General features: G+C 63.6%; 19 protein-coding genes. 2 read left to right on the top strand and 17 right to left on the bottom strand.

The window, feature by feature from the left end; genetic code table 11:
* Window positions 1-46: 46 nt before the first annotated feature.
* The 12 genes from MESAU_RS16080 to MESAU_RS16025 form a co-directional block, all read right to left on the bottom strand.
* Window positions 47-1,312: an ABC transporter substrate-binding protein gene (locus tag MESAU_RS16080; RefSeq protein ID WP_015317094.1), complete on the bottom strand. Its 1,266-nt coding sequence runs from the start codon at window positions 1,310-1,312 to the stop codon at window positions 47-49.
* A 26-nt stretch (window positions 1,313-1,338) separates the two neighbouring features.
* On the bottom strand, window positions 1,339-2,169 hold the full coding sequence (locus MESAU_RS16075; RefSeq protein ID WP_015317093.1) for a carbohydrate ABC transporter permease: 831 nt from the start codon (window positions 2,167-2,169) through the stop codon (window positions 1,339-1,341).
* The gene (locus MESAU_RS16070) at window positions 2,166-3,089 is read right to left on the bottom strand and encodes a carbohydrate ABC transporter permease (protein ID WP_015317092.1); all 924 of its coding nucleotides are present in this window, start codon (window positions 3,087-3,089) and stop codon (window positions 2,166-2,168) included. The genes MESAU_RS16075 and MESAU_RS16070 overlap by 4 nt, the downstream gene beginning before the upstream one ends.
* A complete protein-coding gene (locus MESAU_RS16065) occupies window positions 3,082-4,239 on the bottom strand; it encodes an ABC transporter ATP-binding protein (RefSeq protein WP_015317091.1) in 1,158 nt (385 codons plus the stop codon). Before MESAU_RS16065 ends, MESAU_RS16070 begins: the two co-directional genes overlap by 8 nt.
* Complete coding sequence (locus tag MESAU_RS16060; protein ID WP_015317090.1) at window positions 4,236-5,072, bottom strand: metallophosphoesterase family protein; 837 nt, start codon at window positions 5,070-5,072, stop codon at window positions 4,236-4,238. The genes MESAU_RS16065 and MESAU_RS16060 overlap by 4 nt, the downstream gene beginning before the upstream one ends.
* 138 nt (window positions 5,073-5,210) lie before the next feature.
* Window positions 5,211-5,621 carry a carboxymuconolactone decarboxylase family protein gene (locus MESAU_RS16055; RefSeq protein ID WP_015317089.1) on the bottom strand — a complete coding sequence of 137 codons (411 nt, stop codon included), beginning with the start codon at window positions 5,619-5,621 and terminating at the stop codon, window positions 5,211-5,213.
* A gap of 381 nt (window positions 5,622-6,002) precedes the next feature.
* Window positions 6,003-7,499, bottom strand: a complete 1,497-nt coding sequence (locus tag MESAU_RS16050) for a sugar ABC transporter ATP-binding protein (RefSeq protein WP_015317088.1) — start codon at window positions 7,497-7,499, stop codon at window positions 6,003-6,005.
* Complete coding sequence (locus tag MESAU_RS16045; RefSeq protein WP_015317087.1) at window positions 7,499-8,554, bottom strand: NHL repeat-containing protein; 1,056 nt, start codon at window positions 8,552-8,554, stop codon at window positions 7,499-7,501. The genes MESAU_RS16050 and MESAU_RS16045 overlap by 1 nt, the downstream gene beginning before the upstream one ends.
* On the bottom strand, window positions 8,551-10,674 hold the full coding sequence (locus tag MESAU_RS16040; protein ID WP_015317086.1) for an ABC transporter permease: 2,124 nt from the start codon (window positions 10,672-10,674) through the stop codon (window positions 8,551-8,553). Before MESAU_RS16040 ends, MESAU_RS16045 begins: the two co-directional genes overlap by 4 nt.
* A gap of 90 nt (window positions 10,675-10,764) precedes the next feature.
* Window positions 10,765-11,790, bottom strand: a complete 1,026-nt coding sequence (locus MESAU_RS16035) for a sugar ABC transporter substrate-binding protein (RefSeq protein WP_015317085.1) — start codon at window positions 11,788-11,790, stop codon at window positions 10,765-10,767.
* An 87-nt stretch (window positions 11,791-11,877) separates the two neighbouring features.
* The gene (locus tag MESAU_RS16030; RefSeq protein WP_041163416.1) at window positions 11,878-12,864 is read right to left on the bottom strand and encodes an ABC transporter permease; all 987 of its coding nucleotides are present in this window, start codon (window positions 12,862-12,864) and stop codon (window positions 11,878-11,880) included.
* A 270-nt stretch (window positions 12,865-13,134) separates the two neighbouring features.
* Window positions 13,135-14,568, bottom strand: a complete 1,434-nt coding sequence (locus MESAU_RS16025) for a DHA2 family efflux MFS transporter permease subunit (RefSeq protein WP_015317083.1) — start codon at window positions 14,566-14,568, stop codon at window positions 13,135-13,137.
* Window positions 14,569-14,694: 126 nt separating this feature from the next.
* Here MESAU_RS16025 and MESAU_RS16020 point away from each other — a divergent pair, with 126 nt between their 5' ends.
* Both MESAU_RS16020 and MESAU_RS16015 read left to right on the top strand, forming a co-directional pair.
* Window positions 14,695-15,696, top strand: coding sequence for an ornithine cyclodeaminase family protein (locus MESAU_RS16020; protein ID WP_015317082.1), 1,002 nt, complete (start codon window positions 14,695-14,697; stop codon window positions 15,694-15,696).
* Complete coding sequence (locus tag MESAU_RS16015) at window positions 15,693-17,210, top strand: HAL/PAL/TAL family ammonia-lyase (RefSeq protein ID WP_015317081.1); 1,518 nt, start codon at window positions 15,693-15,695, stop codon at window positions 17,208-17,210. The genes MESAU_RS16020 and MESAU_RS16015 overlap by 4 nt, the downstream gene beginning before the upstream one ends.
* On the opposite strand, the gene MESAU_RS16010 is transcribed toward MESAU_RS16015, so the two are convergent.
* The 5 genes from MESAU_RS16010 to MESAU_RS15990 all read right to left on the bottom strand — a co-directional run bounded on the left by MESAU_RS16010 (window position 17,175) and on the right by MESAU_RS15990 (window position 21,518).
* A complete protein-coding gene (locus tag MESAU_RS16010; RefSeq protein ID WP_015317080.1) occupies window positions 17,175-17,975 on the bottom strand; it encodes a 3-methyl-2-oxobutanoate hydroxymethyltransferase in 801 nt (266 codons plus the stop codon). The two genes, MESAU_RS16015 and MESAU_RS16010, sit on opposite strands and share 36 nt — an antisense overlap.
* Before the next feature lie 60 nt (window positions 17,976-18,035).
* Window positions 18,036-18,347, bottom strand: a complete 312-nt coding sequence (locus MESAU_RS16005; RefSeq protein ID WP_015317079.1) for a MocE family 2Fe-2S type ferredoxin — start codon at window positions 18,345-18,347, stop codon at window positions 18,036-18,038.
* A gap of 28 nt (window positions 18,348-18,375) precedes the next feature.
* Complete coding sequence (locus MESAU_RS16000; RefSeq protein ID WP_041163800.1) at window positions 18,376-19,458, bottom strand: fatty acid desaturase family protein; 1,083 nt, start codon at window positions 19,456-19,458, stop codon at window positions 18,376-18,378.
* Window positions 19,459-19,543: 85 nt separating this feature from the next.
* The gene (locus MESAU_RS15995) at window positions 19,544-20,725 is read right to left on the bottom strand and encodes an aldose 1-epimerase family protein (protein WP_015317077.1); all 1,182 of its coding nucleotides are present in this window, start codon (window positions 20,723-20,725) and stop codon (window positions 19,544-19,546) included.
* A gap of 10 nt (window positions 20,726-20,735) precedes the next feature.
* The gene (locus MESAU_RS15990; protein ID WP_015317076.1) at window positions 20,736-21,518 is read right to left on the bottom strand and encodes an ATP-binding cassette domain-containing protein; all 783 of its coding nucleotides are present in this window, start codon (window positions 21,516-21,518) and stop codon (window positions 20,736-20,738) included.
* Window positions 21,519-21,520: the final 2 nt, after the last annotated feature.

The raw sequence follows: 21,520 nt of genomic DNA, 5'->3' as shown, positions 1-21,520 counted from the left end.
CAGGGAGTTCGCCGCGCCATTGCAGCGGCGATGCCCTGGCAAGTCCTTACTGCGTCGGCAGCATGCCTTCGACGTCGCTTGCCGCGTCGGTGAGCGCTTCCTTGGGCGTCGCCGACTGGTCGACGATCCGCGACAGATTGTCGACGATCGTCTGCGTCACCTTCACACCGTTGGTGCCCGGGAAGGCATACCACGGAACCATCAGCGGCATCTGGCTGAGCCCGGCCTGGAACAGCGGGTTCTTCTTGTAGAAATCGCCGAGATAGTCGGAAGACTTTGCCGCGAGTTCATTGTTGGGGACATAACCGGTACCGGGCACGACGACCGACGCGCCATAGGGGCCGGCGGCGAATTTCGCGAATTTCCAGGCGGCGTCCTGCCTGGCGGCATCCTTGGTCAGGATGACCACGGCATTGCCGCCGGTCGGCAGATGGCCGTTGGCCGGATCGATCAGCGGGATCTTGGCCGTCCGCAGTGTGAACTTGTCGCCGACGTTCTTGATGGTGTTGACCAGCGCGCCGGTGGTCTGGAACTCGAAGCCAACCTTGCCGGCCGCGAACGCCTGCTCGCCAGCCGGCTTGGTGAAGACCGGCATGCCGCCCTCCTTCACCATCCGCTGCAGGATCTCGACTGCCTTCTCGCCTTCCGGCCCGTTGAAGGCGACCTTGCTTTCGTCCTCGTTCAGCATCTTGCCGCCGGCGCCGAACAGCAGCGCCGAAAACATCCAGTCGTCGCCCTGCCAGCGGAAGTCGATGCCGTCGACGCCATTGCCGAGCGCCTTGATCTTGCCGCCGAGCGCGATGACCTCGTCCCAGGTCTTGGGCGGATTGTCCGGATCACCGCCGGCGGCCTTCACCAGGTCGGCGTTGTAATACATGATCGGGTTCGAAGTGGCGAAGGCGAGGCCGACCTGCTTGCCGTTGACCTGCGCCAGCTTCAGGATCGTGTCGGAGAAGCCGAGCTCAGCCATGTTGCCTTCCTTCTTGACCAGCGGGCCAAGATCGACGGCAACGTCGCGTTCGTTGAGCATGCGCAGACGGTTGAGCCCGATGAAGGTGATGTCGGGCATTTCGTCGGTGCCGGCCTGGCGAAGGATGGTCTGGATGCCTTCCTCATAGGTGGCGGACGGGCTGGCGAACTGGATCTTGATGTCGGGATTTTCTTCCATGAACTTCTTCGAGATCGTGTCCATCACGTTCTTGAAGAAGCCGGGCATCGGATAATGGACCGTCAGCGTCGTGTCGGCATAGGCCGGAAGGACTGTCGTCAGCGAGATCGCCGCCGCTGCAAGAATCCTGGGAAGTTGCTTCATGTGCTCGTACTCCTGGTTCGACCCGGTCAGCCTTTGAGACCGGTCATGGTGATGCCTTCGACGAAGCGCTTCTGTGCGAACAGGAAGGCGACGACGAGTGGAAGGGTGATGATCAGCGTGGCGGCCATCAGCGCGCCGTAATCGTCGCCCGCCTCGGCGGCGCGGAAATACATCAGGCCGAGCGGCGGCGTGGCGTAGGCCTGCTTGCTGACGACGATCAGCGGCCAGTAGAGATCGTTCCAGTGGGCGACCACCGAAAAGATCGCAAACGCGGTGACGGCCGGCCAGGCGTTGGGGACGATGACGCGCGCGACGATCCCGAGCTCGGACATGCCGTCGAGCCTTGCTGCGTGGATGAGGTCGTCGGGCATGGCGCGGAAGAACTGCAGGAACATGAAGATCGCGAACACCGAGATGGTGAACGGCGCCACCAGCGAGGTGTAGCTGTTGAGCAGCGACATCCTGTCGAAGGCGACATAGAGCGGCAGCGCCGTGGCATGGATCGGCACCAGCAGGCCGAGCATGACCAGCACCATCATCAGCCGCGCGGCACGGAATTTCAGCTTGGCCATGGCGTAGGCGCAGGGAATCGCGACCAGCACCTGGAAGAAGAAGATCAGGCCGCACACGACGACGCCGTTCCACAGCAGCGTTGCCATCGGCACCTTGCTCAGCGCCTTGGCGAAATTCTCGGCGAAGTAGAAATGCTGGGGGACGAGCGACAGCGACGAGGTAAAGATGTCGCTCTGCGTCTTGCCGGCGGTCGAGATCATGAAGATGTAAGGCGCGAGGATCATCAACGCGCCCAGCGAAAGCAGCGCGAAACGGATGATGCGGCAGGCAGGCAGGCTGGTCATGTGTAATGCACCCGCCGGTCGAGTACGCGGTATTGGAGAAGCATCAGCACGACCAGGATCGCAAGGAAGACGACGGTCATTGCCGAGGCATAGCCGACGCGCAGGTAGACGAAGCCTTCCTGGTAGATGGTGAACAGCAGCACTTCGGAGGCCTTGTTGGGCCCGCCATCGGTCAGCATCTTCACGGTTTCGAAGACCTTCACCGCATTGGTGATGCTGATCGTGACGACGAACAGCGTCGTCGGCCCGAGCATCGGCCAGGTGACCAGGAAAAACCGGTCGAGCGCCGATTTCGCGCCATCGACGTGAGCAGCGGCGTAGAGCTCGCGCGGGATCGCCGTCAGGCCAGCCAGGAACAGCACCATGTTGAAGCCGACCGACTGCCAGACGCCGATGATCGACAGGCTGTAGAGCACGGTGCTGGAGGCGCCGAGCCAGTTCGGGCCAGGAATGCCGACCAGCGCAAGCAGCGCGTTGAGTGGCCCGATGGTCGGGTGGAAGAGATATTGCCAGACTGTCGCCATGGCGACGATCAGCGATGCGACCGGCAGGAAATAGACGGTGCGGAAGAAACCGCGAGCCCGAGGTTCGCCTTCGATCAGCAAGGCGACACCAAGGCCAAGCACGATCGAGACCGGTGCGACGATCGCCGTATAGACCGATGTGTTCCACAGCGATTTGCGGAAGGTGCGGTCGGTCAGGAGATGCGCGTAATTCTCGAAGCCGACCAGGCGGAATTTGCCATAACCGAGTTCGAAATCGGTGAAGCCGAGGAAGATGACGGCGACCACCGGCAGCAGCACGAACAGCAGCAAGAGCACGATCGCCGGGGCCGCCAGCAGCCAGGCGGTGCGGTCCTCGCTGCGCCTGTGGAGGGCCGCGGCGCTCGGGATATTGCCAGCCAGCGCGACGCTAGACATAGGCCGGCTCCTGGCGTGCGGGCGCGGCGCTCGCCGTGCGCAGCCGCTTTCCCTCCGGCCCGAAGACCATGGCATGCTCGGGTGGAAGGAGGATACCCACCGGCATTCCCGCAATCAGGTCCCTCGCCTCGTGCGGCGCCAGCTTGGCGATGACGATGTCGCCGGTCGCATCGAGCCGGCAATGGGCAATGACTTCCGAACCGAGGAATTCGAGGCGCTCGATCCGCCCGGCAAGGCCGCTCCGCCCACTGGGAGACAGTTTGACGAATTCGGGCCGGATGCCGAGGCTGACCGGGCCGTTTGCCACCTTCTCCATCAGGGCCAACCGGATGCCTTCGAAGCTGACACCGCCATTTTCGGCAAGTGCCGGTATGATGTTGATCCTGGGCTGGCCGACGAAACGGGCGACCTCGATATGGGCCGGATCGTTGTAGATCGCCTCGGGCGCGGCGAGTTGCAGCAGATTGCCGCCGATCATCACCGCCACCCGGTCGGCCATCGAAAGTGCCTCGGCCTGGTCATGCGTCACATAGAGCGTCGGCACGCCGGCGCGGCGATGCAGTTCGACGATCTCGCCACGGGCGTGCACCCGCAGATTGGCATCGAGGTTGGAAAGCGGCTCGTCCATCAGGAAGATCGAGGGGCGCCGCACCATGGCGCGCGCCAGGGCGACACGCTGCCGCTGGCCGCCCGACATCTGACCAGGCTTGCGGTCGAGCAGATGATCGATCTTGAGTACCGTCGCCATATCGCGGACATCCCGCGAAATGCCGGCGCGGATTTCTTTCTGGCCCGGCAATGCGGAGCCGACCAGCGGCAGGCGCTGCGTCCGGCTCAGCCGCTTCATGGCCAAGGGAACCGCGATGTTCTGGCCGGCCGTCAGATGCGGGTAGAGCGCGTAGGACTGGAACACCATGGCGATGTTGCGATCGGCCGCGGCGACCGCAGACATGTCCTTGCCAGCAACGAAGATCTCGCCGCTGTCGGCATGATCAAGCCCGGCAAGAATGCGCAGCAAGGTGCTCTTGCCGCAGCCCGAGGGACCGACCAGGGCGATGAACTCGCCCGCTTCGACATTGAGGCTGACGCCGTTCAGGACGGCATTGCCGCCAAAGGATTTATTCAGGCCGCGAAGCGAGAGCGCGCTCATGACGCGACCTTCTTGCGGACCTTGTGCGCCTCGTGCGGGTAGACTTCCTCGACCACGTCATCGAGGACGTGGACGGTCATGCCGGGAACAGCGACGATCTCGCTGGTGACCGTGTCGTCGAATTCATGCACGACGGCGCCGAGCAGCCGCTCGCCCGGCATGTCGCGCTCCATGTCGCCGACGACAAAGGCGGCCGACGGACCCCAGACCAGCGCGGTGTTTTCGTATTTGCCTTGCCATGCCCGGTGCAGGTGACCGCTGGCGAAAAGCGCCACATCATGGGCACCGATGAGATCGTAGAGACGCTGCCGCTGTGCCGGGCGGACGCTCCAGTAACCGGTGTCATCTTCGCCGGGCGCGTCGATGAACAGCGGCTTGTGGGCGAAGAGCGCGACACGCCGGCCGCCACGGCTTTCCAGCGCCGCACGCAGCCATTCGAACTGGGCCTCTTCCTCGGCATCATCAAAGCCCATCAGCAGGCTGTCGAGACCGATAAATCGCCAGTTTCCGGCGTCCTCCGTCCAATAATCGGGACCAACCAGCCGGCGCCAGCGCTCGAGGCGTTCCGCATTGACCGGCTGCAAGGAGCCCGGCAGATGGCCGACATCGTGATTGCCCGGCACCAGCAGCATCGGGACCGAGATTTCCCGCATCAGCTCCATGCAGAAGCCGATGTCGTCGTCCTTGTCGGCGCCGTCGACGCTGAGATCGCCGGTGTGGATGACGAGGTCAGCGCCGCTTTGCGCGATCCAGGCGGCCAGCGGCTCCCAATTGCCGTTGAAATGCGGCTTGGTCGGGCTGAAATGGGTATCGGTGATCTGGACGATTTTCATGCCGGCTCCACTGCGAGAGCCGGCTGCCGGAAACCCACCGGCGCGACTTCGCGTGGGTCTCCTTAGTGCCGTTACATGTCACTTCCTTAACAGGCAGGGGACAAATGTTCCCCGCCATCCCGATAGGCTGGCTGACGGCTAGCTTTTCACCTCGAATTGCGGATCGACCGGGATCTGCATGGCCGTGACCAGATGATTGGTCTGCCCGGCGAGCCCGATGATCGACACCAATTCGCCGTGCTGCGCGTCTGTCATGCCCTTGGCGCGCGCCGTCGCCGTGTGCGAATGCACGCAGTAGGAGCAGCCATTGGCGGTCGAAACCGCGATGTAGATCATCTCCTTGGTCAGCGGATCGATAGCGCTCTCGGCGACCATGACAGCCTTCAACTGCTCCCAGATCCGCTTCAGTGCCGGCGGATCATTGGCCAGCCCGCGCCAGAAATTATTGACGAAATCCGATTTGCGCGTGGCGCGGATATCGTCGAACACGGCCTTCACGGCCGGGATTTTTTCCATCTCGGCATCGCTCAGGAGTTTTGTCGTGGCCATGGCGTTTCCTTTCGTTGGCTCGGTGGATCAGGTCGTTGAATCAGGTCTCGAGCAAAGGCGGCTAACCGGCTTTTCTGGTTCAGTTTTCGATGCGCAAAAGCGTTTGCAGATTTGCCGAAGCACTAAACTTCGTCATCCCTGGGCGAAGCAGGCGCGAAGCGCCGTCGCGGAGACCCTGGGATCCATTCCGTGACGTCTATCGAAGTGTGCAGCAGAGCGAAATTCCGCACCGTAGCAGCGCTTCCGAGCCCCGGCATGGATCCTCGGGTCTGCGCCGCGTCGCTGCGCTCCTTGCTCCGCCCGTGGATGACGAAATGGCGGATGAGGCGGCTAACCTCCGGTGTTCCATCCAACGGTGCGATCATCCGCCTTCCCCGCCCCCTAGTGCACCGCCGCGTACATGATCTTCTCCTCCGTGGCCTCCGCCGGAGAAAACTCCTCGACGATGCGGCCTTGCCGGCAGACCAGGATCCGATCCGACAGGTTCATGATCTCCGGCAAATAGGACGAGATCACCACCACGGCCAAGCCCTCGTCGGCCAGCCGGTTGATGATCTGGTGGATCTCCGCGATGGCGCCGACATCGACGCCGCGCGTCGGTTCGTCGAAAATGACGACGCGCGGCTGCTGCACCAGCCCCTTGCCGATCACCACCTTCTGTTGGTTCCCACCTGAGAGTTCGACCACGCGAGCATTGTCGTTGATCGCCTTGATGTTGAGCGTCTTCGTCCACTCGGCCGATAGCGCGTGCATCTCCTGCTGGTTGATCACCCAGGCCTTTTCACGGCCGGCCGCCAGCAGGCCGCCAAACAGGTTCTCGGCGATGCTCATCGTCTCGAAGATGCCTTCGCTCTTGCGGTCCTCGGTGACATAGACGATGCCGTCCGCCACCGCTTCGCTCGGCACGAGATAGCGCACCGGCCTGTCGTCGAGTTCGATTGTACCGCCGCGCAAAAAATCGCGCTTATAGATGCCCGACACGACCTTGAAGGTCTCGGTGCGGCCGGAGCCGATCAGCCCGAACACGCCGGTGATCTGGCCCTCGAAGATCGAGAAGGAGTTGTTGCGCACGACATTGCTCATCGAAATGTCCTGCACCGACAGCACTTTCCGGCCCGCCTTGCGCAGCTTGGCTTCGTCGCGCTGGCGGTAGATCTGCCCCGACAAAGTGCGCCCGACCATGGCGGCGACAATTCTGTCGCGGTCGAAGGCCGGCGTGTCGTCGGTGATGACCAGCTCGCCGTCGCGCAGGATGGTGATGCGGTCGGCAATCATCAATGCCTCCTCCAGCGCGTGGCTGATGAAGACGATCGAGACACCGTTCGCCTTCAGCCGCCGGATCAGCGCGAAGAAATGGCGTTTCTCCTCCGGCGTCAGGGTCGCCGTCGGCTCGTCGAAGATGATGATCTCGGCCTTGTGGTGCACGGCGCGCGCGATCTCGACCATCTGCCGCTTGGCCGCGCCCAGCGTCGCCACCATGGCGTTCGGATCGACCGGAAAATTCAGCGACTGCAGGAACTGCTGTGCTGAAATATACGTGCCGCGCAGCCGGTTGAGGAATTTTTCAGTACCGAGATAGAGGTTCTGCGCCACCGTCATCGACGGCACCAGGCTGGTCTCCTGGAACACCATGGCAATGCCGGCCTCGAGTGCGGCATGCGGCGAAGCGTAGGCGATCTCCCGGCCCTTGTGGAACATCCTGCCGGACGTGGCATCGACCACGCCGGCGATGATCTTGGTCAGTGTCGATTTACCCGCGCCGTTCTCGCCGAGCAGTGCGTGGATTTCGCCTTTGCGCAGTTCGAAGCTGACGTTCTTGACTGCCGGAACGCCCCGATAATTCTTGGTGACGTCTTCGAGGCGAATAATTGGTTCCATCAGAAACCTCCCGAGGCGAGGTCGACGGCCAGCACGCAATCGCCACCCCTGGAAGCAACGAACAGCTGGCCGCCCTTTTCCACCACGCTGCAAATGCCGTGGCGCGTGCCGTTGGCGCGGCTGTGCAGGCTGAATTGCGGCTGCATGTTTTGATCGAGCCTGACCACCAGCCCGTAGGAACGGCTCGGCGACCACGGCTTGTGGATGCCCATGGTTCTGATGCCGCCGCATTGCAGCGGTTCGAGGAAGCTGCGGCTGGAGGCGAGCGCCGGCGCGATCCAGTAAGCCGGCGGCACCTGGTCGATCATGTCCTGGCGGTAGTGCGTTTCCTGCAGCACGAATTCAATCAGCCGGTTGCGTGGCGCGAACAAGGTCAGCCACGCCCCGCCATCGCCGGCCGGCGACAGCCGAGCGGGATAGCCGGGCAGATGCGTCATCACGGTCGAGCGATTGCCGGTCGCGCCATCGAAGCGCACGAGTTGGTGACGCCAGCTCTCGCTCACCAGCACATCCCTGCCAAGGGGCTGGAGCCCATAGGGAAAGGCGATCCCGCCGGCCACCTTGCGGAACTCGCCGCCTGCCGCGTTTCGCTTCCAAAGCGAACCGGATGCGCCCTTCGTCATCAGATCGGCGGCCCATTGCGATGGCGCATGCTCGGTCGACCCGTTGGCCAACCACAAAGTGCCGTCCTCGGCGTAGGCAAGAGCGGTGATGCAGCTGACGCCGGCCGGCAGCGACACTTCCTTGCCCGATATCAGCAGCCTGCCGCTTTCGAGCCCCACCGTCAGTTGGCCCGATGGCGACAGAGCCAGCGCCGTGATTGGGGAAGGAAAGGTCTCGACTACCTTCGGTTCAGTGTCGGCGGCAAGCGAATAGATGGCGTTGCCGCTGGAGGCCAGCAGCCCGCCATCGGCAACCAGCAGATTGTCCGGTTCGGTCAATCCGACAAACGCAAGCGCCTCATCCAGCCGCGTGTTGGGACGGAAGGCGCCGTCGAGCGGCGGGATCGTCACCGCCTTGCCGCGAAACATATCCAGGATTGGGTCGAGGATCATGGCTGCGCTCCCCAATACGAGGCGGAGCTGGTCCAGTTCGGGTCGGCGCCGGAAACCTTGTAGCGGCCGATGCGATTGTTGAGGATGCCACCGACGAACAGATATCCCTTGTGCTCGCGCATAGAGGTGACCATCGGGTGCGCGCCGCCCGTCAAGTCCCCCATCGCCTCGACGATGCCGCCCTTCTCGTTGAATTTCACCACGCCGCCGGTGTTGATGTTGGGGAACAGCCATTCGTCCTGCGGCAGCCGGCGCGTCATGCGCTTGCGCATGTCGGGATGGCGCAGCGACAGGTCGAAGCTCGGCGTGCGCATGCCCAGCCACGCCATCCAGTAATTGCCGTCCGACGCGCGGTTGATGTTGTCGGGGTAGCCCGGCATGTCGCGGATGACGCATTCGGCGGTGCCCGCCTTCGGCCCTTCCAGCCAGTAGCGATGCACACGGCAGGCCCAGCTTTCGGCGAAGAACAGCGACTTGCCGTCATGCGCCATGCAGACACCATTGGTGTAACGGTAGCCGTCGAGCAGCGTCCTTGTCGACCCATCCCTGGGATCGTAGACCAGGAGGCGGCCGGTGGCGCGGTTCTCGATCGAGTCCAGCGCCCAGTCATGCGCGTCATAGCGCTTGGTCGAGTCCGTAAAATAGATGCGGCCGTCCGGCGCGATATCGCAATCATTGGGATCGCGCAGCCGCGCATCGTCGACGATCGAGGTCCAGGAGCGCGACGTCTCGGCCGACAGCCTTTTGACCGCGCGATCCGGAGAGACGGAATAGAGCCCCATCGCGCCGACGCAGCTGATCAGATTGCCCCCTTTGTCAAAGGCCAAGCCCAGCGGAAAACCGCCAATATGGGCGAACACCTCCGACCTGACATAATCCGGCGCGAAGAAGCGAACGATCTCGCCATGGCGCGTGCCGCAATAGAGATTGTCGTCGCGGTCGAGGATGACGTCTTCCGGCCCTTCCAGTTCGCCGAGCCCGATATGGTCGGCCGCCGACAGCCGGTTGTCGAGCGCGTAAGGCGTGCCCGAGCCCGGCACCGCGGACTGGGTTTCGCCCATCCTGAGATAGACCGGCGCGACATAGACCTCGTTCAGCACCTTGTGGCGGTTCTTGAGCCAGCGAATGTCGATGGTCACCGCCACCGCCAGCATGATGCCGAGCACCATCTGGTTGGTACCGGTGCCATAGCCCAGCCGGATCAGCCCGTTGGTCATGGTCAGCACGATGATGGCGCCCATCAGCCCCTTGATCACCGAGCCGCGCCCGCCGCCGAGGCTGACGCCGCCGACCACCGCCGCCGTCAGCGCCATGATCTCGAGATTGAGGCCGGTGCCTGGCCCCGCCCCGCTCAAGCGGCAGGCAATGAGAAAGCCGCCGATCGAGGCGCAGAAGCCGGAAAAGACGTAGGTCATGAACACGGTACGGCGCACCCGGATGCCGGCATTGTGCGCCGAACGCCGGGAGCCGCCGACCGCCAGCACGTGCCAGCCCGGCCGCGAGCGCGTCAGCGCGATATGGGTGACGATGGCGAGGATGATCGCCAGCCACACCGAGACGGACAGGCCCCAGAAAGTGCTGTCGCCGATGAAATCGAGCACGTCGGACGTAGCGGTCGAAAGCTGCACATCGGCTGCATAGGTGGTGACCAGGATGTCGAACAGCGCCCGCCCGAAGATGAAGGTCACCAGCGTGGTGAGGAACGCCCGCAGCCTGAGGTAGCCGACGAGGTAGCCGTTGATCGCGCCGAACACCAACCCGGTGGCGAGCGAGGCGGCCAGCGCCAGCCAGATCGACTGTTCGAGGATAAAGAAGACATAGACGGCGGAAAAGCAGGACAGCGCGAAGATCGAACCGACCGAGAGATCGATGCCGCCGCCCAGCATCACCACCGTCATGCCGGTGACGACCATCGAAAACTCGCCGAGCTGGCGGGTCGATTCCTGCAGGGAAGAAAGCTTGAAGAAGCCCGGAATGATCGAGCCGAAAGTCGCCAATGTCACCACCAGCGCCAGGAAGGGAATGGCGTTGTCGGTCCAGCGCTTGGTCAGGATCTCGCCGACGAGATGGTCGGGCACGAGATTGTAGCGCCAGGACTGGAGGCGTTCGCGAAAGCTCATCGGGTCACTGCTGCCAGGTCTGGGGCCACAAGAGAAAGAGGTGGTCGGACAATCCGGCCACCTCGTCGATATCGGTTGCAGACGATCAGCTTACTTTGCCGCCGCTTCGGCCTGCAGCGCCTTCAGGTCCCAGCAGCTGTCGGGCTTTAGGTCGGCCTTGGTCGTCGCCTTCTCCAGCGTGTAGATGTAGGTGTGGGAGGTGCCGGCCGGCTGGCCGCTCTGCAGCAGGAATTTGATGATGGCGTTCATGTCGCCCGATTGGCGGGCAAGATCGGTCATCACCACGGCGCCGTAGGTGCCGTCGTTCAGCTTGTCGCAATCGGCCGCCTTTTCGCCGCCGCCGGTGGTGACCAAAAACACCTTGCCGTCGAGCTTGGCGTCGCGGATCGCGGCCGATGCGCCGGTGGCATCGCCATCCCAGAAGTCGATGATCGAGCAGATGTCCGGGTTCTGCTGCAGCATGGTCGTGGTCACGTTGCGCGAGGTCGTCGCATCCCAGTTGGAATCGGGCTTGGCCACGACCTTAAAGTCGGGATGCTTGTCCAGCACCTTCATGATGCCGGCATATTGGTAAAGGCTGGAGGAGTTGGCCTGGTCGCCCTGCACCAGCCCGATCTTCTTGGACGAGTTCTCGCCGCAGCCCTTGATCGCGGCTTCCGCCTCGAGCTGGCCGAGCCGGTCCCAGTCGCTGCCGACGAAAGCATCGGCGGGAAAATTCGCCGGATTGTCGACCAGGATCACATAGGTGCCGGCGGCCTGCGCCTTCTTCATAAGCTTGGAATAGGAGTTGAGGTCCGGCGCATGGATGATCAGCACATCAGGTCTGGTGTCGGACGAGATCGCGTCGGTGATCGCCTGCGCGCCGGCATCGACAACCCAGTTGGGATCGCGCGTTTCGAACGTGCCGCCCCAGGCTTCGACCTCCTTCTTCAGATAGTGCGCCCAGCCCTGCGCCAGGTCGAAGCCCATCGCCAGCGGCACCAGCATGACGCGCTTGCCTTTCAGCGCTTGTGCATAGGCAGCGGGGCCTGGATCGTCGGCGGCGAAGGTCGGCGCCACGAAGGCGGTGACGGCCAGCGCCGTGGCCGCCGCCATGAGGGTTCTGATCAGTTTCATGTCTCATCCTCTGGTTCGGTTTTCATTGCCGGCCGATCGTCCCGATCGGACCGGGTACCCAGAGCAAGATGGGCTAGCCCATCTGCTCTAAATGTCACCTTGTTGCGCGGTCTGTTCGTCGCGCGGATTGATGATGCCGTCGACGATGATGGCGCCGAGCAGGATCGCCGCCTTGATCAGGTTCTGGTAGAGCAGCGGAATGTCGATGATGGTCATGGCGTTGAGCAGGATGCCGATCAGCGCGGCGCCGACCAGCACATTGCGCACCCCGCCCCGCCCGCCCGACAGCCCGATGCCGCCGATCACCGCCACCAGCACGATGTCGTAAAGCAGCGTCGAATTGACGACACGCGTGTTGATCGAATGCAGGCTGGCCGCGGTCAAAAGGCCGGCGATCAGGGCGACGAATGCTGACAGCACGTAACGCAGGACCAGCATCGGCCGCACCGGAATGCCGATATTGCGCGCCGCGACCGGATTGTCGCCGGCGAAATAGATGTAGCGGCCCCATTTGGTGCAGCGCAGGAATAGGAAGAACAGGAACGCCAGCCCCGCAAAGACGAACACCTCGATCGGGACGTCGAGAAAGCGCAGACCGCCGAGCAGTTCCACCCAATGGCCCTGCGGCACCGGCACGGCGTCCTGCGTGATCAATTGCGAACGGACATAGCCGAAGACGAAGGAGCCGGTCGCCAACGTGACGAAGATCGCCGGTACATCGGCGTAGGCGACGAGAAAGCCGTTGAGCAGGCCGATGGCGAGCACGCCGGCCAGCACATAGGCGAAGGCGAGCCCGTCCGGTGTTCCGCTGTTGAGCAGTTGCAGGTACCAGGCGACCGACATGGCCATGATCGCAACCGCCGACAGGTCGATGCCGCGGCCGATGATGACGACAGCCATGCCCAGCGCCAGTATACCCAGCACCGAGACGGAGCGGATAATGGCGACCAGATTGTTGGCATCGATGAAGCCTGGCAGGCCTATAGCCGCGGCAACGAACAGCACCACCGATATGGCAAAGACAATGCCTTCCTGATTCAGGCTTCTGAAGTTCAGCCAGCCGGCCATGTTCATTGTCTGCTTTCACCCCGGTGGCAGCGCTGCCACCCCTGGAGAGAAAGCTAATCGGCTCAACGCCGCTTCGTCAAATGAATCCGCGTTCAAAACGTGGGCTGGCGATGAGATTCGCAAAGTGGACGCATTGATTGCCGAATCTGGCGCAATGCCCGGAAACTCCTGCACTTTTGGCCATTGTTTGCGCCACCTCGGCGCTTGGCGAAGCACAACACCAAGGCGAAAGGCGAAGACGGAATTTAACCCTGCGATCTGGCGGAAAATTCGATTTCAGTTCCCGGCAACATGGCCGGAGACCTCGGCGCCGGCACCTCTCGGCAACACCAGGAAACGAAACGACGCCACCAGCCCGATAATGCCGATCAGCAGGAAGGCTGCTCGAAAATCGACGAGGTCGAGCGCCGGCCGGTCTCTCGCGATCTGCGACAGGTTGAGGATCGCCGCCGCCACCGCGACGCCGAACAGCATCGCCACTTGCTGCAGCATCGAGGACAAGGTCGCCGCGGAGCTACGCTGCGCGGCGGCGATATCGGCGAAGGCCAGCGTGTTGAGCGCGGTGAACTGCATCGAGCGCGACAGGCCGGCGATCAGCATCAGCGCCATCACCAGCGGCTGCGGCGTCTGCGGCGAGATCGCCGCGCAGGCCATGATCGACACCGAGGCGATGATGCCGTTGACGACCATCACCGAGCGGAAGCCGAAGCGACGCAGCGTCGGCGTCGTCACCGTTTTCATGCCGAGATTGCCGAGGAAATAGGCCAGGATCATCATGCCGGCATCGACGGGCGATAGGCCGAAGCCGACCTGGAACAGCAGCGGCAAAAGGAACGGCGTGGCGTTGATCGCCACCCGGAAGATGGTGCCGGCCGCAAGCGTCGAGATGGCGAAGGTCTGCACCTTGAACGAGGAGAGGTCGAGCAGCGGATGCGGCGCGCGGCGCAGATGCCGCACCGCTAGACAGCCGACGACGATCCCCGCCGCGATCAGCCCCACCGTAGGCAAGGCCCCATCCTCCGGATGCGCGATGCGCTCAAGGCCATAGAGCAGGCAGGCGAGCCCCAGCGACGTCAGGAAAAACCCCGGCCAGTCGAGCGGCTTGGGATCGGCTTCACGATCACCCGGTATGAAGCGGGCGACCAACACCAGCCCGATCGCGCCGAGCGGGATGTTGATGAAGAAATTCCAGTGCCAGGACAGATAGGTGGTGATGAAACCGCCAAGCACCGGGCCGACCACGGGCGCGAAGAGCGCCGGCCAGGTGATCAGCGCCGTGGCGTTGAGCAATTCGGATTTCGACGCGTTGCGCAGGACCAGGATGCGGCCGACCGGCGTCATCAAGGCGCTGCCCAGGCCCTGCACGGCACGGGCAACGACGAATTCGGTCAAATTTCCAGAGAAGCCGCAGGCGAGCGACGCCAGCGTGAACAGCGCGATGGCTGCGAGGAAGATGTTACGCGCGCCGAACCGGTCGGCGAGCCACCCCGACAGCGGCACGAACACGGCCATGGTCAGCATGTAGACGGTGATGCCGATGCTCATCGCCACCGCCGGCACGCCGAAGGAAGCGCCCATCTGCGGCAGCGACGTCGAGATGATCGTCGAATCCAGCAGCTGCATGAAGAAGGCGATGGCGACGATCAGCGCCACGCGCCGCGAATTCGTGGCTGTCTCGTGCAAGGCTTCATTTTCGGGAATGGACGTCATGTCGGGTCGGTTTCAACAACATTTAGCCAACTGCGTCCAGAGATGGACCAACAAACTTTCGTGTCGCATCGCCGCCTGTTATGGAATGAATGGGCCTCGGTCTTAAACAACAGGAACCGTGCGGGCATGAAGCCTATCTATATCGACTACCTCAACGCCCTCGACATCGAAGCGCTTGCCATGGCCGATGGCGAGATCATCGACGCCGTCGAGGCCGGGCTCGTTGCGCAAGGCAAGGGCCAGACGGTGATCGAGCCGCGTGTCCACCTCGAACCCGACCCATCCTTCCACGGCCATTTCAATGTCTTGCGCGGCTACGTCGCGCCGCTCGATACGGCCGGCGTGAAAATCGTTGGCGACTATGTCGACAACTATCTTCACGGCCTGCCCTCGGAATTCGGCATCCTCAATTTGTTCGATCCACGCACCGGCACGCCGCGCGCCATTCTCGACGCCACGGTCATCACCGACATGCGCACCGGCGCCGTCACCGCCATCGGCTCCAAGCACCTGGCGCGCAAGAACGCGAAGGTGCTCGCCCATATCGGCGCGCGCGGCACCGCGTACTGGAATGTGCGCCTGCTCGACCATCTCTTCGATTTCGATGAGATCCGCGTCCATTCGCGTCGCCCCGAAAGCCGCGATGGCTTTGCCGCAAAACTCTCCGCCGACCTCGGCAAGCCCGTCACCGCGGTCGCCGACTGGGAGAGTTGCGTCAAGGGCGCCGACATCGTCGTCGAAGCCTCACGCCTGCCCGAGCCGCAGCCGCTGCTGAAGACAGAATGGATCAAGCCGGGCGCGCTTGTCATTCCCTATGGCACGATGAGCGCGGTGGAGCTGTCGCTGACCGACATCATGCAGAAGATGGTCGTCGACGACTGGGGCCAGTGCAAGGGCGGCAAGTTCGGCTCGCTGCGTGCGCATGTCGAGACCGGGCGACTGAGCGAGACGACGCTGCATGCCGAACTCGGCCAGATCGCCGCTGGCCTCAGGCCGGGACGGCAGAGCGACGACGAAACCATCCTCTTCTGGCATCGCGGCCTGTCGCTGTCCGACATTGCGCTCGGCAAGGCGATGCTGGCCAAGGCGCAGGCGCAAGGCATCGGCCAAAGGCTGCGCTTCGCATGAGCGCGCTCGTCCTCACCGGGGCCGGCGTCAGTGTCGACGATGTCGCCGCCGTCGCCCGCGAGGCGCGCAAGGTGGAGATCGGAGCCAATGTCATCGGCAGGCTGGAGAAGGCGCGAAAGGTGCTCGACCAGGCGGCAGCCTCCGGCCAGCAGATCTACGGCCTGAACACCGGGCTCGGCGCTAATCTTCGCACATCGGTCGAGGGTGACGCCAGCGCCTTCCAGCGCCAGTTGCTCGAGGGCCGCAGCGGCGCGGTCGGCGAAGCGCTGCCCATCGAGGCCGTGCGCGCCACCATGCTTGCCCGTCTGACAATGTTGTCGGCCGGTGGCTCCGGCCTGTCGCCCGCCGTGTTCGTTGCCTTGGTCGAAGTCCTCAACGCGGGCGTCCATCCAGTGATGCCGTCGCTCGGCTCGATCGGCGCTGGCGACCTGGTGCTGATGACCACGATCGCCCGCCTGCTGATCGGCGAAGGTGAAGCTGATTATCAGGGAAGGCGCATGCCGGCTGTCAAGGCACTGATGATGGCCCGCCTCGGCCCCATCGGCCTGGCGCCCAAGGATGGACTGTCGCTGATCAACGCTTCCGCCGTCTCCGCCGGCGGCGGCGCGCTTGCGGTCACGGACGCGCTGTCGGCTCTTGCCCAGCAGCAGCAGGCTGGCGCGCTGACCATGGAAGGTTTCGGCGCCAACCGCACCATCCTCGATCCCCGCCTGCACATGGCGCGGCCCGCCGCCGGCCAGCAGGAAGCCGCCAAGGCGCTGCACGATCTTCTCGCCCGCGACGAAGCGCCGGCCCCCACCACCATACAGGACCCGCTCTCGATCCGCTGCATGCCCTCGATCCATGGCGCGCTGATCGAGGCGATCGGCCAGGCAAGACGCGCCGTCGAGACCGAACTCAATGCCGCCGCCGACAACCCGCTGGTTCTGAGCGACGACGAGCTGGTGCTGTCGACGGGCAACTTTCACACCGCTTCGCTGGCGCTCGCCTTCGAGGCGCTAAGCCTGGCAATCGCTCAATGTGCCGCCGCCAGTGCCGCCCGCTTTATCCAGCTCACCGGTTCGGGTCGGAACGGCCTGCCGAAATACCTGTCGCCGGTCGGTGGCGCCTCGGCCGGTTTCGTGCCGTTGCAGAAGACGGTGACATCGATCCTGGCTGCCATCCGCCACAAGGCCAATCCGGTGATGCTTGACTTCCTGCCGGTTTCGGAAGGCGTGGAGGATCACGCCACGCAGACGCCGCTGGTGGTTTCGAAATGCGCCGACATGATCACGCTGTGGCGGCGGCTGATCGCCTTCGAGTTAATGGCGGCGGCGCAAGCCGTCGACCTGCGTGAGGGATTGGCGCTGGCGCCACGCACATCAGTCGTCCACACGGCGACACGCGCGCTCGTCCCCGCGCTCAAGCATGACCGGCCGCTCGGCATCGATGCGGAAGCACTCCACGCAGCGCTCGCCGGCGGCAAATGGCAAACGGTCCTAGCCCCGGCCGACCTTGTCGAGGAACAGGCGTAGCTCGGCCGGCTCCATGTGCACGATGTGCCGGTCCTCGGGATAGGCGCCGCTGTTGACGTCGGCGACATATTCGGAAAATGCCGCCACCCGCTCCGCCTGCAGCCGATCGTATTCGGCGGCGAAATTGCGGTAGATCTTCGAGTGGCGCGGCATGTGGCCACGGTTCTGGCCAAGAATGTCGTCGGCGAACAGATATTGCGCGTCGCAGCCGGTGCCCGCGCCCATCGACAGCATGATCAGCGAGGTGCGCTCCGAGATAGCCTTCGCCACCTCGACTGGTACAACTTCTATTTCGGCGCCGATCGCGCCCGCAGCCTCCAGTTGCTTGACGGCTTCGAACACCTGCATCGCCGTATCGGCGGACTTGCCGACCGCCTTGAAGCCGCCGGTCCAGGTCGCGCGGGAAGGAATGAGGCCAACATGGCCGATGACGGGAATGGCATCGTCCGCCATCCGCTTGATGGTGGCGTAGCCCGCGCTGCAATAGACCGCGTCGGCGCCGGCCTTGTACAGCCGGAAGGCCCAGCGCACGAAATCATCCGCGGTGCCGATCTCGAAGAAATTGTCGCCCGGCATAGTGAACAGGCTGGGCGCGGCATCGCGGTATTGCGGGTTGAGCACCAGTTCGGGCGGCACCGAGACGATGTCGACCCCTGCCCGTTCGGCGGCTTCCGCCTCGTCCAGGGTGAGCACGCGCAGCATGGTCAGCTGACGCTTGCCCTTCATGGCGCGCAAATCGGCGACGGTCGGTCTCTTTCGGCTCATTAAAGCGTTCCCCTCTATTGCTTGCCGTCGCGGTGCCGGATCGGTTGATCATGCAGCGCTTCAGATCTGGATCATCACCTTGCCAGCTTCGATCTTCACCGAATAGGTCGCGAGATTGACGCAGACCGGCGCGCCCTTGGCCTGGCCGGTCTTGTAGTTGAAGCGGCCATTGTGCTTGGGGCATTCGATGATGTCGTCCATGACAAGCCCGTCGGCCAGATGCGCCTTCTCATGCGTGCAAAAACCATCGGTGGCGAAGAACTCGTCATCCGGAGAGCGATAGATCGCGAAGGTCCGCCCACCATGGTCGAAGCGGATGACATCCTCTTCCTCGACATCGTCCACCGCGCACGCTTCAACCCAATCGGCCATCTCTATCTCCTGCGGACATTCGCGATCGCTACTCGGCCGCCGCCGACATATCGACCTCGTGGAACTCACCGCGATAGGGCCTGGCCGTCGGCGGCAGTTCGCGCTTGAGGTAATGATCCTCGTATTTCAGCTGCCTGAGCAGGACCGGCCAGACCTCGCGGTAGGCGTGCCACATCGACGGATTGGGCTTCGGCAGATCGTGCTTGATCAGTTCATGCAGCCTGGGCAGCGCGTGATACGGCACCATCGGGAACATGTGGTGCTCCACATGGTAATTCATGTTCCAGTAGATGAACCGGCTGATCGGGTTCATGTAGACGGTGCGTGTGTTCAGCCGATGGTCGACGACATTGTCGGCGAGCCCGATATGCTGCAGCAGGCCGGTCGTGACCATGTGCCAGGTGCCGTAGAGGCGCGGCAGGCCGATCAGCACCAGCGGTATCCATGACCTCAGCGCGATCGCGAGGGCGATCGTCGCCACATAGATCGCGACATGCCACCGGGCCGCGACCACGGCCTTATGCTGTTCCATCTCGGGGATATAGCTCTTCTCTTCGTCGGATAGCGTGCCGAATGCCTGCCGCACCAGCGTCGGCAGCGAATAGCGAAAGTCGAGAATGCCGGTGAAGGCGAGCGCCGCCTTCAACAGGTCCGGCGGACGCATGACCGCGATCTCGGCGTCGCGGCCGACGATGATGGTGTCGGTGTGGTGGCGGGCATGGCTCCAGCGCCATTGCACGGGATTGCGCATCAGCATGAACGAGGCGATGTGGTAGACGACATCGTTCATCCAGCGCGTGCGAAAAGCCGTGCCGTGGCCGCACTCGTGCCAGCGCGAGTCGCTCGACGAGCCGTAGAGCACGCCATAGACGAACAGGAACGGCACCACCCACCACGAACCCCAGAACCAGACGATACCCACGGCCGAACCCAGGATCGCGACGATCCAGATGATGGTGTCGCGGATCGCCGGGCCGTCGGAACGCTGCATCAGTTCCTTCATCGCCTTGCGCGGCACGTCGGTGTGGTACCACTCGGCCGAGGCAAGCCCGGTCTCGATCGCCGTTCTGGTACTTTCGCCGACCAGGCTGTAGTCGCGCTTTTTCGCCATCGTCGTCAAATTGGCCTCCAATCGTCGCGCAGCGCTGGCAATCCGGTCCGCCGGCCGGAGGGCTTGCTTTGAATAAATGTCGCGCTCATGTCCTGCCGGCCAGTCTTGGAAAATTTTCTGAAGGCTGAGGATAATCCTGCTCGGGCTGCCGGGCGATATCCGCGATCCTGGCTTCGGCGCCAGCGATTTCCTCCTTGCCGTCGAGGACGCGGAACACCGCGTCATAGGCCCGGCTTTCGCCATGCTCCAGCCAGATCATCTCGCCGCGCTCGCGGGCGGCGAGATCGCCGAGCACATGGTGGGTCGATGGCTCTATCCCCAGCGCGTACTGCCCGGCCTGGAAATTCTGCCATTGGTAGGCACACGGCAACTGGTCCTTGCGGGTCGCCACTTCGAAGCCGAGACCGAGCCGGTCGTTGACGACGGCCACCGGAACCTCGCCATGGGCGTCGGCGGCCATTTCGTGCTGCCAGACCTGCTCCCTGAAGTGCCGTTGCGGTGCCGGCGCCGTGCGATAGCCGACACTCTGCGCCTCGTAGCGCTCGCCGGCATGGCTGGCCCAGACGACGTCGCGGATCGGCGCCAGATAACGGGAGCCTTCGTCCAGCAAGGGATGGCTGACATTGACATGGTAGAAATACATATGAGGGGTGCGGTTGAAGCCGTGGTTGACGACACGGTCCGAAAGCCGGATCTCGTTGCCGCCGACATCGGCCTCGATGCGGCGAGTGAGATGCAGATCCTCGCCGAATACAGCCGATTGCTGGACGATGCCTTCTGCCCACAGCACGCAGCGGTCACCCTCCCAGCGCTCGCCATAGCCGGTCAGCCGCGCCGGGATGGTACCGACACGACCATGCAGCGAATGAAGCACCGTCTTCTTGCCCGGATAGTTGTAGCTCTCGGCCGGCACTTCTTCCCGCCCCAGAATGTGGTCGAGGCCGCAGGTGACGAGCAGACCCGAGAAGGACCGCGCCCAGGCCAGCCCCGCTTCCCCTTCATAGTCGTGCAAGCCCGGATGGCGAAAGCCGCTCGGCGAATGCCAACCGATCGCCTGGCCCTTGAAGTCGCAATCGGCGATGTCGAGCGCCCGGTCGACCAGCGCGGTGAAGCGCAGGCCCGAGCCGGTGCGGAATTCGAGCATGCGGATGCCGCGCTCCAACCCGTCGCCAAGCGTCATCAGCCGCACGCCCGCGAATTGCGACAGCTGGCCTGACCGCTCGGCCACTTGCCGGCGCGACAGCGTCTTGCCGTAAAGCTCTACCATGCGACGCCCTTCACTTTGCCCTCGCCTCCTTGAGCAAGGCCGACATGTCGGCGCCGGTGATGATGCTTTCCACGGTCAGGAGGTCGGTGTCGGCGACCGTCTGTTCGGCGACGATCTCGCCGCGCCGCATCACGACGATGCGGTCGGCGACCTGGAAGACATGGTGGATGTTGTGGGTGATGAGCAGCACCGAATGGCCGGCGTCGCGTACCTCCTTGACGAAACGCAGCACACCGTGGGTTTCCTCGACGCCGAGATTGTTGGTCGGCTCGTCGAGAATGATCACCTTGGCGGCGAACTGCATGGCGCGCGAGATGGCGATCGACTGCCGCTCGCCGCCCGACAGCGTCGAGACCAGCGCATCGGCGTCGAGTTTCTTCGAGATGCCGACGCGCTTGAGGAGTTCGGAAGCGGCTTTGCGCAGCTTCGCGAGATCGAGCGGCGCGAACACGCCGAGCCAGCCGAAATTGACCGGCTCGCGGCCGAGGAAAAGATTGCGCGCGATGCTGAGATCGGGCGCCAGTGAGGTATCCTGATGGATGGTCTCGATGCCGAGGTCCATCGCATCCCGGGTCGAGCGGATCGAAACCTTTTCGCCGCGTACAAAGATGTCGCCACGATCGACAGGGAAGACACCCGAGATCGCCTTGATCAGCGTCGATTTTCCGGCGCCGTTGTCGCCCAGCAGAGCCACCACCTCGCCTTCCCGCAGTGTCAGCGATGCGTTCTTCAGCGCGCGCACGCTGCCGAAGGACTTTTGCAGCTTCTGCAGCCGAAGTACTTCTTGCACCATCG

Origin of the sequence: Mesorhizobium australicum WSM2073 (genome assembly GCF_000230995.2) — a bacterium.
GTDB lineage: Bacteria > Pseudomonadota > Alphaproteobacteria > Rhizobiales > Rhizobiaceae > Mesorhizobium > Mesorhizobium australicum.
Note: the sequence above shows the minus strand (reverse complement) of the source record. Positions and strands in the feature narration are given on the sequence as shown.